Genomic DNA, 15,949 nt, shown 5'->3' with positions numbered 1-15,949 from the left:
ACGCGTCGATTTGTAGCTCTGTCCGGCGCGCAATTCCTGCGAATGAATCTTGACCACGAGAAAGTGCTGGCCATAGGCTCCGGTCTCCGTGACGCAATTCCCACCGGAAACAGGTACCGACATGCCTCAGTCGAAGCAACCACCCGGAACGGTCATCACGAAACGGCTGGCAGGCGCCGCCGCGATCCTCCTCCTGGCCGGTACGGCGCCCCTTACGGGCGTCTCCCCGGCCGGCGCCGCCGCCCCGACCCCCACCTGCAGCAACGATTCCTCGGCCCGACTGTCCACCGTGCCCAGCCCCGAGTCGGTGCTCGGCTTCCCCCTCGGCGTCGGCCAGGAGCGGGTCGTCACCAACGACGAGGTCCGCGGCTACCTGAAGGCCGTCGACGACGCCTCCGACCGCGTGGTCACCGGCGTCATGGCGACCAGTGAGCTCGGCCAGCCGCTGCCGTACGCCATCGTCTCGAACGAGCGGCACGTCCAGCAGGGCACCCTGCAGCAGATCGCCAGGGACATTCGCGACCTGCGCGACCCGCGCCGGACCACGGCACACAAGGCCGCCGGGACCGCTACCGACAGCCCGGCCATCGTCTGGGTGACCGCCAACGTGCACGGCGGCGAGAAGAGCGGCACGGACGCCGCCCTCAAGACCCTGTACGAACTGGCCTCCGGCCTGTCCTGTGCGGTCGCCGAGCGCAACGACAACCTGGTCACCGTCATCGTGCCGACGCAGAACCCGGACGGCCGCGACGCCAGCCGTCGGCAGAACGAGTTCGGCTTCGACATGAACCGGGACTGGTTCGCCCGTACCCAGCAGGAGACCGACGGCAAGATCGAACTCCTGCGCCAGTACCCGCCGCAGGTCTTCATCGACGCGCACGAGATGGGTGGCCGGCAGTACTTCTTCCCGCCCAACGCCGACCCGATCCACCACGAGATCTCCAGCGAGAACGTCGACTGGATCAACCGGATCGGCGAGGCCAACAAGGCCGGCTTCGGCTACAACGGCGCCTGCGGCGGGGCCGTCACCACCGAGTGCTACTTCAACTACTCGACGTACGACCTGTTCTTCATGGGCTACGGCGACACGGTGCCGGCCGCCGGCTTCGGCGCCGCCGGCATGACCTTCGAGAAGGGCAGCTCGTCGGCGGTCGCCGACCGGGTCCAGCAGCAGTTCAACACGCAGTGGTCGACCCTCGGCTGGGCCGCCGCGAACAAGCACGAGGTGCTGAGCAGCTACTTCAAGATCTGGACGGACGCGCTCGCCGAGGGCAGGGCCGGCACGCTGGAGCCGAACGAGGTGGTCCAGCCCACCAACACGGTCCAGTTCTCGGTGCCGGACCTCAAGGTCAGGTCGTACTTCCTGCTCCCCGACCGTCAGCTCGCCGACGTGCGCCAGCTGGTCGAGCGGCTGCGCCGGATGGACGTCGAGGTGTACGAGGTGACAAAGCCGACGACGGTGCCCAACGCCCGGATCTTCGGCGGGCGCACCGCGACCGACTTCACGGTGCCGGTGGGCGCGTACTGGATCCCGATGGACCAGCCGCAGAAGCACTGGATCCAGGCGATCATGGGTGAGGACCCGTACGTCCCGTTCCCCTACTTCTACGACGTGTCCTCCTGGAGCAACCCGCTGCTGATGGGTGTGAACACGATCTACACCGGCGACGAGGTGCGGCCCCAGGCCCAGCTCGTCCGGCAGATCTCCGGCGGTAAGACCTCGGCGGCGGGGGCGAAGGGCTCGTACGCGTACCCGCTGGACTCGGCGGCGGCCGCCGAACTCACCTTCCGGCTGCTCGGCCAGGGCGTGCCGCTCGTGCGTGACCTCGACACCAGCGTAGTGGGCTTCCCCGCGAAGAGCCTGACCGCGAAGATCGACGGGCTTGCCAGGTCGCTCGGGGTCACCCTGACGCCGAACGGCGCGGCGGCCAGCGGGACGCCGGTGGACCTGCCGGATGTCGGGCTGTTCCAGGGCACCGGCATCACCACCACCTCCGGCTCCTACGGCGAGGCCCGGTACGTGCTCGGCAAGCGGTGGGGCCTCGACCTGAAGCCGGTGACGACCGCCGACATCAACAGCAACACGCCGGCGTTCACCGAGCGCACCGTGCTGCTCGTGCCGGACGGCAGCAGCTCGAACGGCGGCCTCACCGCCGCCGGACAGGCCAACCTGCGGAACTGGATCGCCCAGGGCCACACCTACCTCGGCCTGCGCAACGAGGGCACCCGGATGGCTCGGGCCGCCGGTCTCACCTCCACCACCGAGAAGACGAAGCCGGCCGACTACCGGATGATCGGTTCGCACCTGCGGGTCGACGTCGACGGCAGCAGCCCGGTCGCGCTGGGGCGCCCTTCGGAGGACTTCGAGTTCAACAACAACGACTCGATCCTGACGGCGAGCACCACCGGCACGAACGTGCTCAGCTACCCGTCGGACGACACCTTCTGGTCCAACGGCTACACCGTCCGTGCGGACGCGCTGAAGGGGACGGTCGCGGTCGTGGACGAGCCGACCGGTGCCGGCCGGGCAGTACTGTTCGCGTTCAACCCGCTCTTCCGGGCGTACAACGAGAACGGTCTGCACCTGGTGGCCAACGCGCTGCTCTACCCGGCGGCCGCCGCCCCGGCAGCGCGCACCCTCGCGCCGCAGCGCGCGCTCGGGATCGACCCGGCCCGCGCCGCCGCGGCCGCCGCCCCGGCGCCGGAGAACCTGGGCGGCGAGTGGCGACCGATCACCATCGAGGTGGCGGCCGGCGATCTGGCCCGTACCCAGCAGGTCGTGGCCGGCTTCACCGACACCGCGCGGGTGTCCGAGGCCGCCTCCTCCGGCTACCTGGTGATCCCGAACCCGGACGGTCTCCAGGCCGACGAGCACCCGTTCCTGCGTGACATGGTGCAGGCCCTGCGGGATGCGCAGATCCCGCTGCGGTCCGTGGTGGGCTGACCCACCGACCGAGGTCCGGCCGGCCTGCCTCCTGGGCCGGCCGGGCCCCGGCATCCGTCCCGCTCCCCACCCCTCAGCGCGCTAGCGTTGGCCCGCTCGTCGTCGCGCCCCCATGCGCCGCCAGGGTGTCACCAGGACCAGGACGGCCAGTACGACCGCAGCACCCAGGCCGAGGCCGGTCCACAGCGGGAACGACGACTCCCCGGCCGGATCCTTGCGCTCGCCCCTGACGGCGGCCACGGAATGGTCGTCCTTCTTCTCATCGGGTGTGACGAGGTTGCCGACGGACGCGTTGGGAGGAAGGGCGAAGCCCCAGTTGAGCAGGGCTGTCGCCTCGCCGAGACTGCCCAGCGGCGCGGTCTCCGCGCCGAGCAGGGTCACCGCGAGCCGCCGGCCGTCGCGTTCGGCCACCCCGACGTACGTCTGCCGAGCCAGATCGGTGAAGCCCGTCTTGCCGCCGAGTGTCCCGGGGTAGCGGTCCAGCAGCGTGAGGTCGTGCGTGATCTCGAACCCCGGCGTACCCGGCCCTGCCGGTATTTGCGCCACCCTGGTGGCGATGTATCGCCGGAAGTCCTCGCGATCGAAGGCGGCCCGCGCGATCAGCGCCAGGTCGTACGCGCTGGTGTACTGGCCCGGGCCGTCCAGGCCGGAGGGCGTCGCGGCGTGGGTCTGGTTCGCGTGCAGCCGGTGCGCCTCGTCGTTCATCGCCTGCACGCCGCCCTGCCTGCCGGCGCCGCCGCCACCGACGCGTGCCAGCACGTTGGCCGCGTCGTTCCCCGACTTGAGGAGGAGCCCCAGCCACAGGCTCTCGATCGAGTAGTGTCCCCCCTCGACCACGCCCATCAGCGAACTGGTCGGATCGAGATCCTGCAGGTCCGCCCGGGTCACCTCGACGACCTGGGCCGGGTCGAGGCGCGGCATCAGGGTCGCCGCGAGCAGCAGCTTCTGCACGCTGGCCGGCGTCCGGTGCTCGTGCGGGCCGCATCCGCCCAGCACCACACCAGTGTTGAGATCCGCCACCAGCCAGGAGGTGGCGGTCACTGCCGGCGCCATCGGCGCGCCCGCCGGAATGGTCACTCCCGCCGTCGCCAGCGCGTCTCCCCCGACCGCTGCCTGTCCGGGATCGACCGGCGGCGGAGCCGATGCGGTGGGCGGGGGCACCGGCGGCTTCACTGCCGGGCATGGCACGTAGGGCGCGGCTGCCGCCCGCGTCGCAGGCACGATCACCACAGCGGGCATGGCCAGGATGGCACCGAGCGTGATGCGAAAGGCTGTCACGTTAACGTACGGTAATCCTCGGCGGGGTGGACGCGGTCCGATTGGAGAAAGCACTCCGCGGTGACGTGGGCGGGACCGGACCTCCGGCAGCCCGACCTCGTCAGCGGTCGCCGGCCTGGGACTGGCGCGATCGGGCGTAGGTGTCGTCGCGGTCGATCCGCAGCTCCCGCTCCAACTCGCCGATGACCGCTCGCAGATCGTCCAACCGCTGGCTGAGAGCGATCCGGTCCAGCTCGTCGGGCACGCCGTCGCCGTCCTCGTCGTAGTCGGGCGCCAGCCGCTCGGTCATCTCCAGCCGGCGAGCCTCCTCCATCGAGTTCACGATGACCGCGATCAGGATGTTCAGCAGCAGGTTGACCGTGATCATCACGAAGCTGATGTAGTAGAGCAGCGTCCAGGGCGACACCGTCATGCCCTGCTCGATGAGGTCCGGCAGGGTCTCCAACGACAGCAGCACGAACAAGGTCAGCAGGGACCGGCCGATGTCTCCGTACTGCTCCGGAAACCGATCGCCGAAGATCAACCACCCGGCCATGCCGTACACGTAGAGGGTGACCGCGGCCAACGCGAGGAAGGCCGCGACACCGGGCAGGCTGCGCCACAACGCGGCCACGATGGTGCGCAACCCTGGCGAGAACCGCACCAGCCGCAGCACCCGGGCAACCCGCAGGAATCGCAGCACCGTGGTGTCACCGTGCAGGCCCGGAATGAAGACCGCCATGATCACCAGAAGGTCGAAGACGTTCCAACCGTGCCGGAAGAAGTCCTGCGGTCGGCGACCGTACGCCAGCAGCCGGATCGCGATCTCGACGACGAAGACCAACCGGAAGACCCACTCCAGCCCGCGCAGGACCTGGCCCAGCGATCCGAGGCGCGGATAGGTCTCGAGGCCGAGCAGCACTCCGTTGACCATGATGAGCACGACGATGGCGATCTCGAACGGGCGCGACCTCGCGATTCGGGCACAGTGTGCTGCCAGACCGGTTGGCTCGGCGGAGGGAGCAGGCCGGGCATCGCCTCGCTGCTCGGGCACCGAAGGCCGGCTCACCGTGCCCACGCGTCCGCAGCTCCGCTGTTCACCACGGACCGAATCGCGAGCGAGGGCCGGAGATCCATGCCGACAGCCTAAGCGGTCGCCGCCTATGCTCCGGCGCATGGGAGATCCGTTCCGGGTGCGTATCACCGTCCGCGGGTACGAGCTCGACACCCAGGGCCACCTGAACCAGGCCGTCTATCTCCAGTACGCCGAGCACGCCCGGTGGGAGTGCCTCCGCGCCGCCGGCATCTCCCAGGACCGGCTCATCGCCACCGGAGTGGGACCGGTGGCCCTGGAGGTCACCCTCCGCTACTTGAGCGAGCTGCGCGGTGGGGATCAAGTGGACGTGTCCTGCGAGTTCCGATGGAGCGAGCGCAAGACCTTCCGCCTCGACCAGAACTACACCCGCCCGGACGGCGGCCAGGTAGCGACGCTGACCGGGGTGGGTGGACTGCTCGACCTGTCCGCCCGGCGGCTGGTGCCCGACCCGCGCGAGCGGTTCCGGGAACTGGCCACCGACCCGCGGCCGCTCAACCTCTGAGACCGGCCGGCGCAGCCCTGACGCCACAGCTCGTCAAGGCTCGACGGGCGTGCGGTGGAGCGGGCTCCCGTCCGCGCCGGGGCTGCTGCCGGCTCACCCGGTTCGGGGAGTGCCGTCGTCACCTAGGAACGGCGTGCACTTACGGCCGCCTCCGGGCTCGGCTAGACCGGAGTCACCACGTGCCGATCCGAGCGCATCGAGGGGGTTGGCGGCATGCATCCGCGCTGTTCGAGCGCCGGCTTCGGCAGCGCCGAAGCGGTCGCGGAGGCGATCCTGTACGAGGGTTACCTGCTCTATCCCTACCGCCGGTCATCGGGCAAGAACCGGGTGCGCTGGCAGTTCGGAGTCCTCGTACCCCCGGCCTGGGGGGAGGCGCACGGCCTGGTCGACAGCGGCGTGGCGGGCTCGGCCGAGTCGCCGTGGCAGCAGACGGAATGCCTGATGGAGGCTCCGGAGACCGCGGTCGTCCGGGTCCGGCTGCGGTTCCTGCAGCTGCAACGCAAGACGGTGGAGGAACGAACAGCCGACGGCGCTCACCGGCCGGTCGACCGGATCGACGCCGAGGGCCGCACGGAGCTCAGCTTCGACGAGGCCGTACCGCGGGAGTTCGACCTCGAGGCGTCCGTCGCCGACCTGCGGCGCGGGCATCGCCTCGACGTCCAGGTGCCGGGCGGTGAGGACGTCGAGCAGTTGGTCGACGACCGGGGCGAGCCGGTCGGGCGGGTGGTGCGTCGCCGGTGGCCGTTGTCCGCATCGGTCAGCGTCTCCGCCGCCTCGTGTCCGGCGCCCTTCCGGCTGCTGCGACTCACGCTACGCGTCGAAAACACGGATCGGACGACGCCCGCGGGCAGCCGGCGTGACGACGCCCTGCGGTGTTGCCTGCTCGCGGCGCACACCCTGCTCGCCGTCGACCAAGGGCGGTTCCTGTCGCTGCTCGATCCGCCGGAGTGGGCGGCGCACGCGGCGCGGGACTGCCGGAACGTGCACACCTTCCCGGTGCTCGGCGGCGAGCCGGGCAGCTCCGACGTCCTGCTCTCGTCACCCGTCATCCTCTACGACCACCCGCAGATCGCGCCGGAGAGCCCGGGCGACCTGCACGACGCGACCGAGATCGACGAGATCCTGTCGCTGCGCACGCTCACCCTCTCCGATGCCGAGAAACACGAGGTACGGGCCACCGATCCCCGTGCCGCGGCCATCCTCGACCGCGTCGAGACCATGCCGCCCGAGGTGCTCGAACGGTTGCACGGAGCCATCCGATCCCTGGAGCCCGTCCGCCGGCAGGGTGAGGCCACGGGGCCGACACCCTGGTGGGAGCCCGGAGCCGACGCCGCGCTCGGGCCGGAGGCAGAGACCGTCCTGGTCGCGGGCGCCCTGCTGTCGAGAGGGAGCCGCGTCCGGTTACGACCACGCCGGCAGGGCACCGACGCGCACGACATGTTTCTGGCCGGCCGTACCGGTCGGGTGGAGCAGGTGTTGCTCGACGTCGACGGGACACGGTTCCTGGCCGTGACGGTGGACGACGACCCGGGCGCGGAGCTGCACCAGTGGTACGGGCGTCTGCGCCACTTCCGCCCGGAAGAGGTCGAGCCGCTGGTCGGGGAGGTCGAGACGCGATGAGCAGCGACGGCAGTGGCCGGGTCCTGGTTGCCGGCATCGGCAACATCTTCCTCGGCGATGACGCCTTCGGCGTGGAGGTCGTCCGGTGTCTGCGGGATGCCGTCCTGCCGGCGCGGGTGGATGTGTCCGATTACGGGATCCGGGGAATGCATCTGGCCTACGATCTGCTGGACGGCCGCCACGACGTGCTGGTCATGGTGGACGCGTTGCCGCTGGACGAGCCGCCGGGGACGTTGGCCGTCGTGCAGGTGGATCTCGACGCCCCCGGCTGGACCCTGCGGCCGGCGGACGCACTGTACGCACCGGCCGCCGACGGGCACGGCATGGATCCCGAGTCGGTGCTGCGCCTGCTGCGCAGTCTGGGCGGCAATGTCGAGCGCATTCTCGTGGTGGGCTGCCAACCCGCCGTCCTCGACGAGCGGATGGGGCTGTCGGCGCCGGTTGCCGGCGCGGTCGACGAGGCGGTCCGAACAGTGGTCCGGATCGCACAGGAGGAAGCCGCGCGACTCGACACGTTGCAGGAAGGCTGCCGGCGGGCGGCAGCAGAGCGGGAGGTGACCGCCGATGCATGAGACGGGTTTGTCCGAGGCGATCGTGGAAGCGGCAGTACGCCGAGCCGCCGGGCGCCGGGTCACGGGCCTGCGGGTACGAATCGGCGGCCACCCGGTCGACCCCGAGGTCGTCACCCAGGGCATCCAGGTGGCCGCGGCCGGCACCGTCGCAGCGGACGCCGCCGTCGACCTGGTGCTGGAACCGATGACGGTCCAGTGCCACGACTGCGGCAGCAGCGGGCCGATCACCGATCACCTCGCGATGGTGGCCTGCCCGCAGTGCGGTGGTGTCGACATCGACGTCACCGGCAGCGACGACGTCGTGCTGGAGTCCGTCACGATGGCCAACGCCGAGTTGGGAGCGGTCTGATGGACGCCACCGAGCTGCTGCGGCACGACCATCGCGTGGTGGAACAGCTGTTCCGGGACTACCGGGCGGCGGAATCGGACGCGCAGCGCCGCGGCGTCGTGGAGGTCCTCGTCCGCGAACTGTCGAAGCACGCCGCGCTCGAGGAAGTTCTCTTCTACCCGTTCGCCGCGAAGGTGCTGGCCGACGGGCAGGTCGACCGGCACCTCGCCGGGCATCGGCCGATCAAGGATCTGCTCCTCGAACTGGACCGCTGCCGGGCCGGCGATCCGGCGCAGGACCAGCTGATGGAGCGGCTGGCCTCCGCCGTCGAGCGGCACGTGCAGGACGACGAGCGCGAGCTCATGCCGCTGTTGTGCTCGCGGGCAGACGAGCAGGCCCTCCGTGAGCTGGGCCAGGAGATCGACCAGGGAAAGCAGCGGGCCCCGACGCGCCCGCACCCGCACGCGCCGGACAAACCGCCGGCGTTGGCCCTCGCGGCGCCGTTGGCGGCCATCTACGACCGGTTGCGGGATCGGATGCAAGGGAGGCCACGCACATGACGCAGGCTGCGCGCGACACCGCGGTGATCCCGCAGGAGAACGGGTTCGACGAGATCACCATCCTCTGGATCTCCGAGGGCATGAGTTGTGACGGCGATTCCGTGTCGATGACTGCCTCCGACCAGCCGGCGATCGAGGACATCGTTCTCGGGCTCATCCCCGGTCTGCCGAAGGTCAACGTGCACAACAAGGTGTTGTCGCCGGCGGCCGGCGGCGAGGAGTTCCTGGCGCCGTACCGGAGAGCGGCCCGTGGGGAGATGCGCGAGCCGTTCATTCTCGTCATCGAGGGATCGATCCCGAACGAGAACATCAACGGCGACGGGTACTGGACGTCGTTCGGCAACGACGAGAAGACCGGTGAGCCGCTGACCCTGAACTGGTGGATCGACCAACTCGCGCCGAAGGCGTGGGCGGTCGTCGCCGCCGGTACCTGCGCGACGTACGGCGGCATCCACGCCATGGCGGGCAACCCGACGGGGTGCATGGGCCTGGCCGACTATCTCGGGTGGGACTTCCGGTCCCAGGGCGGCCTGCCGATCGTCAACGTACCCGGCTGCCCGATCCAGCCGGAGAACTTCATGGAGACCCTGACCTGGGTGCTCTACCACGCCGCCGGCTCGGCGCCGCCCCCGCCGCTGGACCACATGCTGCGGCCACAGTGGCTGTTCGGCAAGACCGTGCACGAAGGCTGCGACCGGGCCGCCTACTACGAGCAGGCCGACTTCGCCAAGGACTACAACTCACCCAAGTGCCAGGTGAAGGTCGGCTGCTGGGGGCCGGTCATCAACTGCAACGTCCCGAAGCGCGGCTGGATGGGCGGCGTGGGCGGCTGCCCCAACGTCGGCGGCATCTGTATCGGCTGCACCATGCCGGGGTTTCCCGACAAGTTCATGCCGTTCATGGACATGCCTCCCGGCGGCAGCCTGTCCACGTTGCTCATCAAGCCGTACGGCGCCGTGATCCGCCGCCTGCGCGGCCTCACCAACGCCACCGCCAACCGGGAACCGAAGTGGCACCACAACGGGCCGGAGCTCACCAGCGGCTACAACCCCCGGTGGCGCCCGTACGGTCCGGCAGATCCCCGCCGACAGGCAGCAGAGGAGAGGAACCGACCGTGACCGCGACGAAACCAAAGCCGGCCGTCGCCCAGAAGCCCGGCGAACTGGTGGAGATGGCGTGGGATCCGATCACCCGGATCATCGGCAACCTCGGCGTCTACACGAAGATCGACTTCGCGAACCGCGTGGTCGCCGAATGCCACACCACGTCGTCACTGTTCCGCGGCTACTCGGTGTTCATGAAGGGCAAGGACCCGCGCGACGCCGGCTTCATCACCAGCCGGATCTGCGGCATCTGCGGCGACAACCACACGACCTGCTCGGTCTACGCGCAGAACATGGCCTACGGCATCAAGACGCCGCCGCTGGCCGAATGGATCATCAACCTCGGCGAAGCCGCCGAGTACATGTTCGACCACACGCTGTTCCAGGACAACCTCGTCTTCGTCGACTTCTGCGAGGCGATGGTCAAGCAGACCAACCCGAGTGTGCTCGCCCGCGCGGAGAACACCGCGGCACCAGGGCGCGATATCCACGGCTACCGGACGATCGCCGACATCATGCGGGCCTACAACCCGTTCGAGGGCGAGGTCTACAAGGAGGCGCTGAAGGTCAGCCGGACGACCCGGGAGATGTTCTGCCTGATGGAGGGCCGGCACGTCCACCCGTCGACGGTCTATCCCGGCGGGGTCGGCACCATGCCGCAGCCGACGCTGTTCACCGACTACATGAGCCGGCTGGTCAGCATCCTGGACTTCGTCAAGAAGGCCGTCGCCATGAACGACGACATCTTCGACTTCTGGTACGAGGCGTTGCCCGGCTACGAGGAGGTCGGCCGGCGCCGGGTCCTGCTCGGCTGCTGGGGCTCGTTCCAGAACCCCGACGTCGTCGACTACCGGTACGAGACCATGACGAACTGGGGGCGGGCGATGCACGTCACGCCCGGCATCGTCGTCGACGGCAAGCTGCTCACCACGGACCTGGTCGAGATCAACCTCGGCATGCGGATCCTGCTCGGCAGCTCCTATTACAAGGACTGGGCCGGCCAGGAGGAGCCGTTCGTCGAATACGACCCGCTCGGCAACCCGGTCGACATCCGCCATCCCTGGAACCAGACCACGCTCCCCGATCCCGGCAAGCGCGACTTCAGCGACAAGTACAGCTGGGTGATGAGTCCGCGCTGGTTCGACAAGAGCAGCGGGCAGCACCTCGCGCTGGACACGGGTGGCGGATGCTTCGCCCGGCTCTACACGACCGCGCTGGCGAAGATGGTCGACACCCCGTACGTCAAGTCGACCGGGCGCAGCGTGCAGATCTCGCTCCCGAAGAGCAGGACCCTGCCCGAGATGACGTTGGAGTGGAAGATCCCGCGCTGGTCGAACGCGTTGGAGCGGGACCGTTCGCGGGCCTACTTCATCGCGTACGCCGCGGCGATGTCGCTGTACTTCCTGGAGCAGGCGATGGAGCGGGTGCGCGGCGGCGACATGCGGGTCTTCGCCGAGTTCGACGTGCCGGACGAGGCCATCGGCTGCGGCTTCCACGAGGCCGTCCGGGGCATCCTGTCGCACCACATCGTGATCCGGGACCGCAAGATCGCCAACTACCATCCGTATCCGCCGACGCCGTGGAACGGCAGTCCCCGCGACAGCTACGGCACACCGGGGCCGTACGAGGATGCGATCCAGGACACGCCCATCTTCGAGGAGAACGGCCCGGACAACTTCAAGGGCGTGGACATCATGCGGGCGGTACGCAGCTTCGACCCCTGCCTGCCCTGCGGGGTGCACATGTACGTCGGCGGCGGTCGTACCCTCAAGAAGATCCACTCGCCGATGTTCGGCGCGTCGCATGGGTGAGCCGCCCTGCATCCAGCGGCTCGACGACGCGGCCGTCGAGCCGCGCCTGACCCGCCTGGACGCCGCGCTCGGCCAACTCGAGCAGACCCCCGGCCGCACCGCCGAGCTGGCGCTGGAAGCCGTCGAGATCCTGACCGAGGTGTACGGCGAGGCGCTGGCCCGGGTCACCGATCTCGCCGCCGACGACCGCCGTGCGCTCGACCGCCTCGCCGACGACGAACTGCTGCGGCACCTGCTGCTGTTGCACCGCATCCACCCGGATCCGGTGGAACGGCGGGTGGCCCGTGCGGTGGACGATCTCCGGCCGCAGCTGCGCGCCCGGGGCGCCGAGATCGCCCTGGTCGGCGTCCAGGACGAGGTGGCCCGGATCAGCCTGTCGGCGAGCTCCTGCGGCGGTGGCGAAGCCCTGCGCGACCAGGTGCGGGAGCTGGTGTTGACGTTCGCCCCGGAGCTCTCCGCGGTCGACGTGGTGGCGCCCGCGGCGGCGCCGGCGCTGATCCCGGTCGCCACCCTGTGGCAACGGCCCGACCGGGCACCGGCCGGTCAGGTGAGCGTGGGCGACCGGATGCCACAGGCCGCGGGTCCGCTGACGTCGGGTGGCCCGCCGTGACGCCCGGCGCGCTGCAACGGGTGATCCGCCGCGCGGCGCAGCGCTCGACCACGATCGAGCGCTGCGGCATGTGCGCCGGGCCGGTCGGCCCGAAGCACCGGCACGTGTGGGACGAGCAGGACGCCGAGCTGATCTGCGCCTGCACACCGTGCTCCCTGCTGTTCGAACGCGAGGCGGCCGGCGGCAGCCGGTACGAGCTCGTTCCCACCCGTGGCACTCGGTTGGCGGGTCTGTCCGCCGACGAGCTCGGCGTGCCGGTCGGTCTGGCGTTCTTCGTGAAGCAGCGGGACGGCCGGGTGCTCGGGCACTACCCGAGCCCGCTCGGCACGACCGAGTCGGAGATCGATGCCGGCGCCTGGCGGGTCGTCGAGGCACGATCGCCCGCGCTGGCCGAGCTGAGGCCACGGGTCGAGGCGTTGCTGGTGTGGACCGGCACGCCGCGCGGCGGCGACCACCAGTGGGTGGTCCCGGTCGACGACTGCTTCCGGCTCGTGGCGCTCATCCGGCAGCACTGGACGGGCATGTCGGGGGGAAGCGCGGTGTGGCGGGAGATCCGCCAGTTCTTCGACGATCTCGGCCGACGGCATGGCCGGCAGACCGGCAACGACTGATTGAGGGGGCGGAAATGGGCGAAATCCGGGTGGGCGATCCCGATGTCGAACTCGACGCGCCGGCGCACACCAAGGGTGTGGAAGAGGGCAACTCGCGGAGAAGGAAGCAGGCAGGCCATCACGATGACGGAACGGTGGATGGCCGCCGCTCGACCGGCATCCGGCCCAAGAAGCACGACCCGATCCTGCCGATCATGCCGAACCTGCCGCCGGGCTGAACGGCCCCGGGGTGGACCCGAAGGAGGTGAGCTGTGCGGAAGCTGTTCGCGCTGCTGGCCGTCGTGGCCGTCGTGGGGGTGTTCTGGAAGGAACTGCCCGCGCTGCGGCGCTATATCAAGATCGAAAAAATGTGATGGGAAGGCGAATCAGCCGATGTGTCTAGGGATCCCGGGCGAGATCGTCGAGATCAAAGCCGGTCGCGACGACCTCGCCATCGTGGACGTCGTGGGCGTCCGGCGGGCGATCAACATCGGCCTGCTCGGTCAGGACCAGGTGGGCATCGGCGACTGGGTGCTCGTCCACGTCGGGTTCGCCATGTCGAAGATCGATGAAGCCGAGGCCGCCGCCACGCTGACAATGTTGACCGGTCTCGGACAGGCGTACACCGACGAGCTGCAGGCGCTCGCCGAGTCCGACATCACCTAGGGAACGACCACATGCGTTTCGTTGACGAGTACCGCGACGCGGACAAGGCCCAGGCGTTGGCCACCCAGATCGCCGCACTGTGCGAGCCGGGGCGGCAGTACAAGTTCATGGAGGTCTGCGGCGGCCACACGCACACCATCTACAAGCACGGGATCGAGGACTACCTACCGGAGAACGTCTCGCTCGTGCACGGCCCCGGCTGCCCGGTGTGCGTGATCCCGATGGGCCGGGTGGACGACGCCATCGCGATCGCCCACGAGCCGGGCGTCATCCTGACGGCGTTCGGCGACATGATGCGGGTCCCGGGCGGGAACGGCTCGTTCTTCGACGCCAAGGCGGCCGGCGCCGACATCCGGATGGTGTACTCGCCGTTGGACGCCTTGAAGATCGCCCGGACCAACCCGGACCGCAAGGTCGTCTTCATGGCGATCGGGTTCGAGACCACCTCGCCGTCGACGGCGATGACCGTGCTGCGGGCAGCCGCCGAAGGGATCGACAACTTCTCGGTCTTCTGCAACCACGTCACGATCCTGCCGGCGATCAAGGCGATCCTCGACTCACCGGATCTGCGTCTCGACGGCTTCCTCGGACCCGGGCACGTCTCCACGGTCATCGGGTGCCGGCCGTACGAGTTCATCGCCCGCGACTACGGCAAGCCGCTGGTGTGCGCCGGGTTCGAACCGCTGGACCTCCTGCAGTCGGTCCTGATGCTGCTCAAGCAGCTCGCCGAGGGCCGCTGCGAGGTGGAGAACCAGTACACCCGGGTGGTGCCCTGGGACGGCAACCTGCGCGCGCTCGAGGCCATCGGCCAGGTCATGCAGCTGCGACCGTACTTCGAGTGGCGCGGCCTCGGCTTCATCTCCCACTCCGCACTGCGGATGCGGGACGAGTACGCGGCCTTCGACGCCGAGCGACTCTTCGACGTTCCCGGAGTGCGGGTGGCGGACCCGAAGGCCTGCCAGTGCGGCGAGGTGCTCAAGGGTGTGCTCCAGCCCTGGGAGTGCAAGGTGTTCGGCACCGCGTGCACGCCGGAGACCCCCATCGGCACGTGCATGGTCTCGTCGGAGGGCGCCTGCGCGGCCTACTACAACTTCGGCCGCTTCACGCGGCAGCGGCTCACGGAGGCGGTGCGGGCATGACGACCGAACGCACCGCCGAATGGGCCGAACGCGCCGTGACCGAGGCCGAAGCCCTGGTCGACGGGGAATCCGGACGGCTGTCGCCGGAGCAGCAGGTGCTGCAGCGCATCGAACGGGCCCGCCGACGTAAGCCGAAGGTCAGGGAGAGCCGGGTCACGCTCGCGCACGGCGCGGGCGGGAAGGCGAGCCGCACGCTGGTCGAGGGAATTTTCGTCGAGGCGTTCCGCAACCCGGCCCTGGAGGCGCTCGACGACGCGGCGGTGCTCAGCCCGGGAAGCGACCGGCTGGCCTTCACCACCGACTCGTACGTGGTGTCGCCGCTGTTCTTCCCGGGCGGGGACATCGGCGACCTCGCCGTCAACGGCACGGTCAACGACCTCGCCGTCAGCGGCGCCCGTCCGTTGTACCTGTCGGCCGGGTTCATCCTCGAGGAGGGATTTCCGGTCGCCGACCTGCAACGGATCACCACCTCCATGGCCCTCGCGGCGCAGCGCGCCGGTGTCCAGGTGGTCACCGGCGACACGAAGGTGGTGCAGCGGGGCAAGGCCGACGGCTGCTACATCAACACGGCCGGCGTCGGCCTGCTGGAGCGACCGGTGGCGTTGGGCACCACGCACGTGCGGCCCGGTGACGCGGTCGTCGTCTCCGGGCCGATCGGCGACCACGGCGTCACCGTCATGCTCGCCCGCGGCGAACTGGACATCGAAGCCGACCTCGTCTCGGACACCGCGCCCGTGCACGGTCTGGTGGCCGCCCTGTTGGACGCGGTACCCGGCGTGCGGCTGTTGCGCGACGCCACCCGGGGCGGAGTGGCGACCATTCTCAACGAGGTGGCGCAGGCGGCCGGGATGGCCGTCGTCGTCGACGAGGCCGCGGTGCCGGTGCGTCCCGCCGTCACGGGCGCCTGCGAGCTGCTCGGCATCGACCCGCTCTACGTCGCCTGCGAGGGACGCTTCGTCGCCGTGGTCGACGGCGCGCGGGCAGCGGCGGCCGTGGCGGCACTGCGGGGTCACCCGCTCGGCGAGAGCGCGACCGTCGTCGGTCACGTCGCCGCCGACCCGCCCGGGATCGTGCTGCTCAAGACCGCGTTCGGTGGCACTCGCGTCGTCGACATGCTTGTCGGTGATCCGCTGCCCCGCATCTGCTGACCA

At 69.9% G+C, this 15,949-nt stretch carries 17 protein-coding genes; 15 read left to right on the top strand and 2 right to left on the bottom strand.

The annotated features are described in order from the left end of the window. The first annotated feature begins 121 nt into the window (after window positions 1-121). A complete protein-coding gene (locus tag ACNAVT_RS06820) occupies window positions 122-2,944 on the top strand; it encodes a M14 family zinc carboxypeptidase (RefSeq protein ID WP_416293875.1) in 2,823 nt (940 codons plus the stop codon). An 81-nt stretch (window positions 2,945-3,025) separates the two neighbouring features. Here the strand turns inward: ACNAVT_RS06820 and ACNAVT_RS06815 are convergent, their stop codons facing one another. Continuing rightward, window positions 3,026-4,183, bottom strand: coding sequence for a D-alanyl-D-alanine carboxypeptidase family protein (locus ACNAVT_RS06815; protein ID WP_416294186.1), 1,158 nt, complete (start codon window positions 4,181-4,183; stop codon window positions 3,026-3,028). Between the two features lie 139 nt (window positions 4,184-4,322). Continuing rightward, a complete protein-coding gene (locus tag ACNAVT_RS06810) occupies window positions 4,323-5,255 on the bottom strand; it encodes an ion transporter (RefSeq protein WP_416293874.1) in 933 nt (310 codons plus the stop codon). 121 nt (window positions 5,256-5,376) lie between these two features. Here ACNAVT_RS06810 and ACNAVT_RS06805 point away from each other — a divergent pair, with 121 nt between their 5' ends. The 14 genes from ACNAVT_RS06805 to hypE all read left to right on the top strand — a co-directional run bounded on the left by ACNAVT_RS06805 (window position 5,377) and on the right by hypE (window position 15,946). Next, complete coding sequence (locus ACNAVT_RS06805; protein ID WP_416293873.1) at window positions 5,377-5,799, top strand: acyl-CoA thioesterase; 423 nt, start codon at window positions 5,377-5,379, stop codon at window positions 5,797-5,799. A gap of 213 nt (window positions 5,800-6,012) precedes the next feature. Beyond that, window positions 6,013-7,419 (top strand): hypothetical protein, encoded by a 1,407-nt coding sequence (locus ACNAVT_RS06800; RefSeq protein ID WP_416293872.1) that lies wholly within the window; start codon window positions 6,013-6,015, stop codon window positions 7,417-7,419. Next, the gene (locus ACNAVT_RS06795; protein WP_416293871.1) at window positions 7,416-7,991 is read left to right on the top strand and encodes a hydrogenase maturation protease; all 576 of its coding nucleotides are present in this window, start codon (window positions 7,416-7,418) and stop codon (window positions 7,989-7,991) included. The genes ACNAVT_RS06800 and ACNAVT_RS06795 overlap by 4 nt, the downstream gene beginning before the upstream one ends. After that, complete coding sequence (locus ACNAVT_RS06790; RefSeq protein WP_416293870.1) at window positions 7,984-8,340, top strand: hydrogenase/urease maturation nickel metallochaperone HypA; 357 nt, start codon at window positions 7,984-7,986, stop codon at window positions 8,338-8,340. Before ACNAVT_RS06795 ends, ACNAVT_RS06790 begins: the two co-directional genes overlap by 8 nt. Next, entirely contained in the window at window positions 8,340-8,879 is a 540-nt protein-coding gene (locus tag ACNAVT_RS06785; protein WP_416293869.1) for a hemerythrin domain-containing protein, read from the top strand. Before ACNAVT_RS06790 ends, ACNAVT_RS06785 begins: the two co-directional genes overlap by 1 nt. Next, complete coding sequence (locus tag ACNAVT_RS06780) at window positions 8,876-9,997, top strand: hydrogenase expression protein HypE (protein ID WP_416293868.1); 1,122 nt, start codon at window positions 8,876-8,878, stop codon at window positions 9,995-9,997. The genes ACNAVT_RS06785 and ACNAVT_RS06780 overlap by 4 nt, the downstream gene beginning before the upstream one ends. Further along, window positions 9,994-11,793: a nickel-dependent hydrogenase large subunit gene (locus ACNAVT_RS06775; RefSeq protein WP_416293867.1), complete on the top strand. Its 1,800-nt coding sequence runs from the start codon at window positions 9,994-9,996 to the stop codon at window positions 11,791-11,793. Before ACNAVT_RS06780 ends, ACNAVT_RS06775 begins: the two co-directional genes overlap by 4 nt. Beyond that, a complete protein-coding gene (locus ACNAVT_RS06770; protein ID WP_416293866.1) occupies window positions 11,786-12,403 on the top strand; it encodes a hypothetical protein in 618 nt (205 codons plus the stop codon). Before ACNAVT_RS06775 ends, ACNAVT_RS06770 begins: the two co-directional genes overlap by 8 nt. Beyond that, the gene (locus ACNAVT_RS06765) at window positions 12,400-13,014 is read left to right on the top strand and encodes a DUF5947 family protein (protein WP_416293865.1); all 615 of its coding nucleotides are present in this window, start codon (window positions 12,400-12,402) and stop codon (window positions 13,012-13,014) included. Before ACNAVT_RS06770 ends, ACNAVT_RS06765 begins: the two co-directional genes overlap by 4 nt. Before the next feature lie 14 nt (window positions 13,015-13,028). Continuing rightward, complete coding sequence (locus tag ACNAVT_RS06760) at window positions 13,029-13,232, top strand: hypothetical protein (RefSeq protein ID WP_416293864.1); 204 nt, start codon at window positions 13,029-13,031, stop codon at window positions 13,230-13,232. A 33-nt stretch (window positions 13,233-13,265) separates the two neighbouring features. After that, on the top strand, window positions 13,266-13,367 hold the full coding sequence (locus ACNAVT_RS06755) for a DUF6893 family small protein (protein ID WP_416293863.1): 102 nt from the start codon (window positions 13,266-13,268) through the stop codon (window positions 13,365-13,367). Window positions 13,368-13,386: 19 nt separating this feature from the next. Next, window positions 13,387-13,659, top strand: coding sequence for a HypC/HybG/HupF family hydrogenase formation chaperone (locus tag ACNAVT_RS06750; protein ID WP_416293862.1), 273 nt, complete (start codon window positions 13,387-13,389; stop codon window positions 13,657-13,659). Between the two features lie 11 nt (window positions 13,660-13,670). Beyond that, window positions 13,671-14,798, top strand: a complete 1,128-nt coding sequence (gene hypD, locus ACNAVT_RS06745; protein WP_416293861.1) for a hydrogenase formation protein HypD — start codon at window positions 13,671-13,673, stop codon at window positions 14,796-14,798. Further along, entirely contained in the window at window positions 14,795-15,946 is a 1,152-nt protein-coding gene (gene hypE, locus ACNAVT_RS06740; RefSeq protein ID WP_416293860.1) for a hydrogenase expression/formation protein HypE, read from the top strand. The genes hypD and hypE overlap by 4 nt, the downstream gene beginning before the upstream one ends. Window positions 15,947-15,949 lie beyond the last annotated feature (3 nt).

The sequence above is a fragment of the Micromonospora sp. SL4-19 genome (genome assembly GCF_047921475.1).
Taxonomy (GTDB): Bacteria; Actinomycetota; Actinomycetes; order Mycobacteriales; family Micromonosporaceae; genus Micromonospora.
The sequence above is the reverse complement of the archived record's forward strand: the minus strand, read 5'-3'. Positions and strand labels throughout refer to the sequence as shown.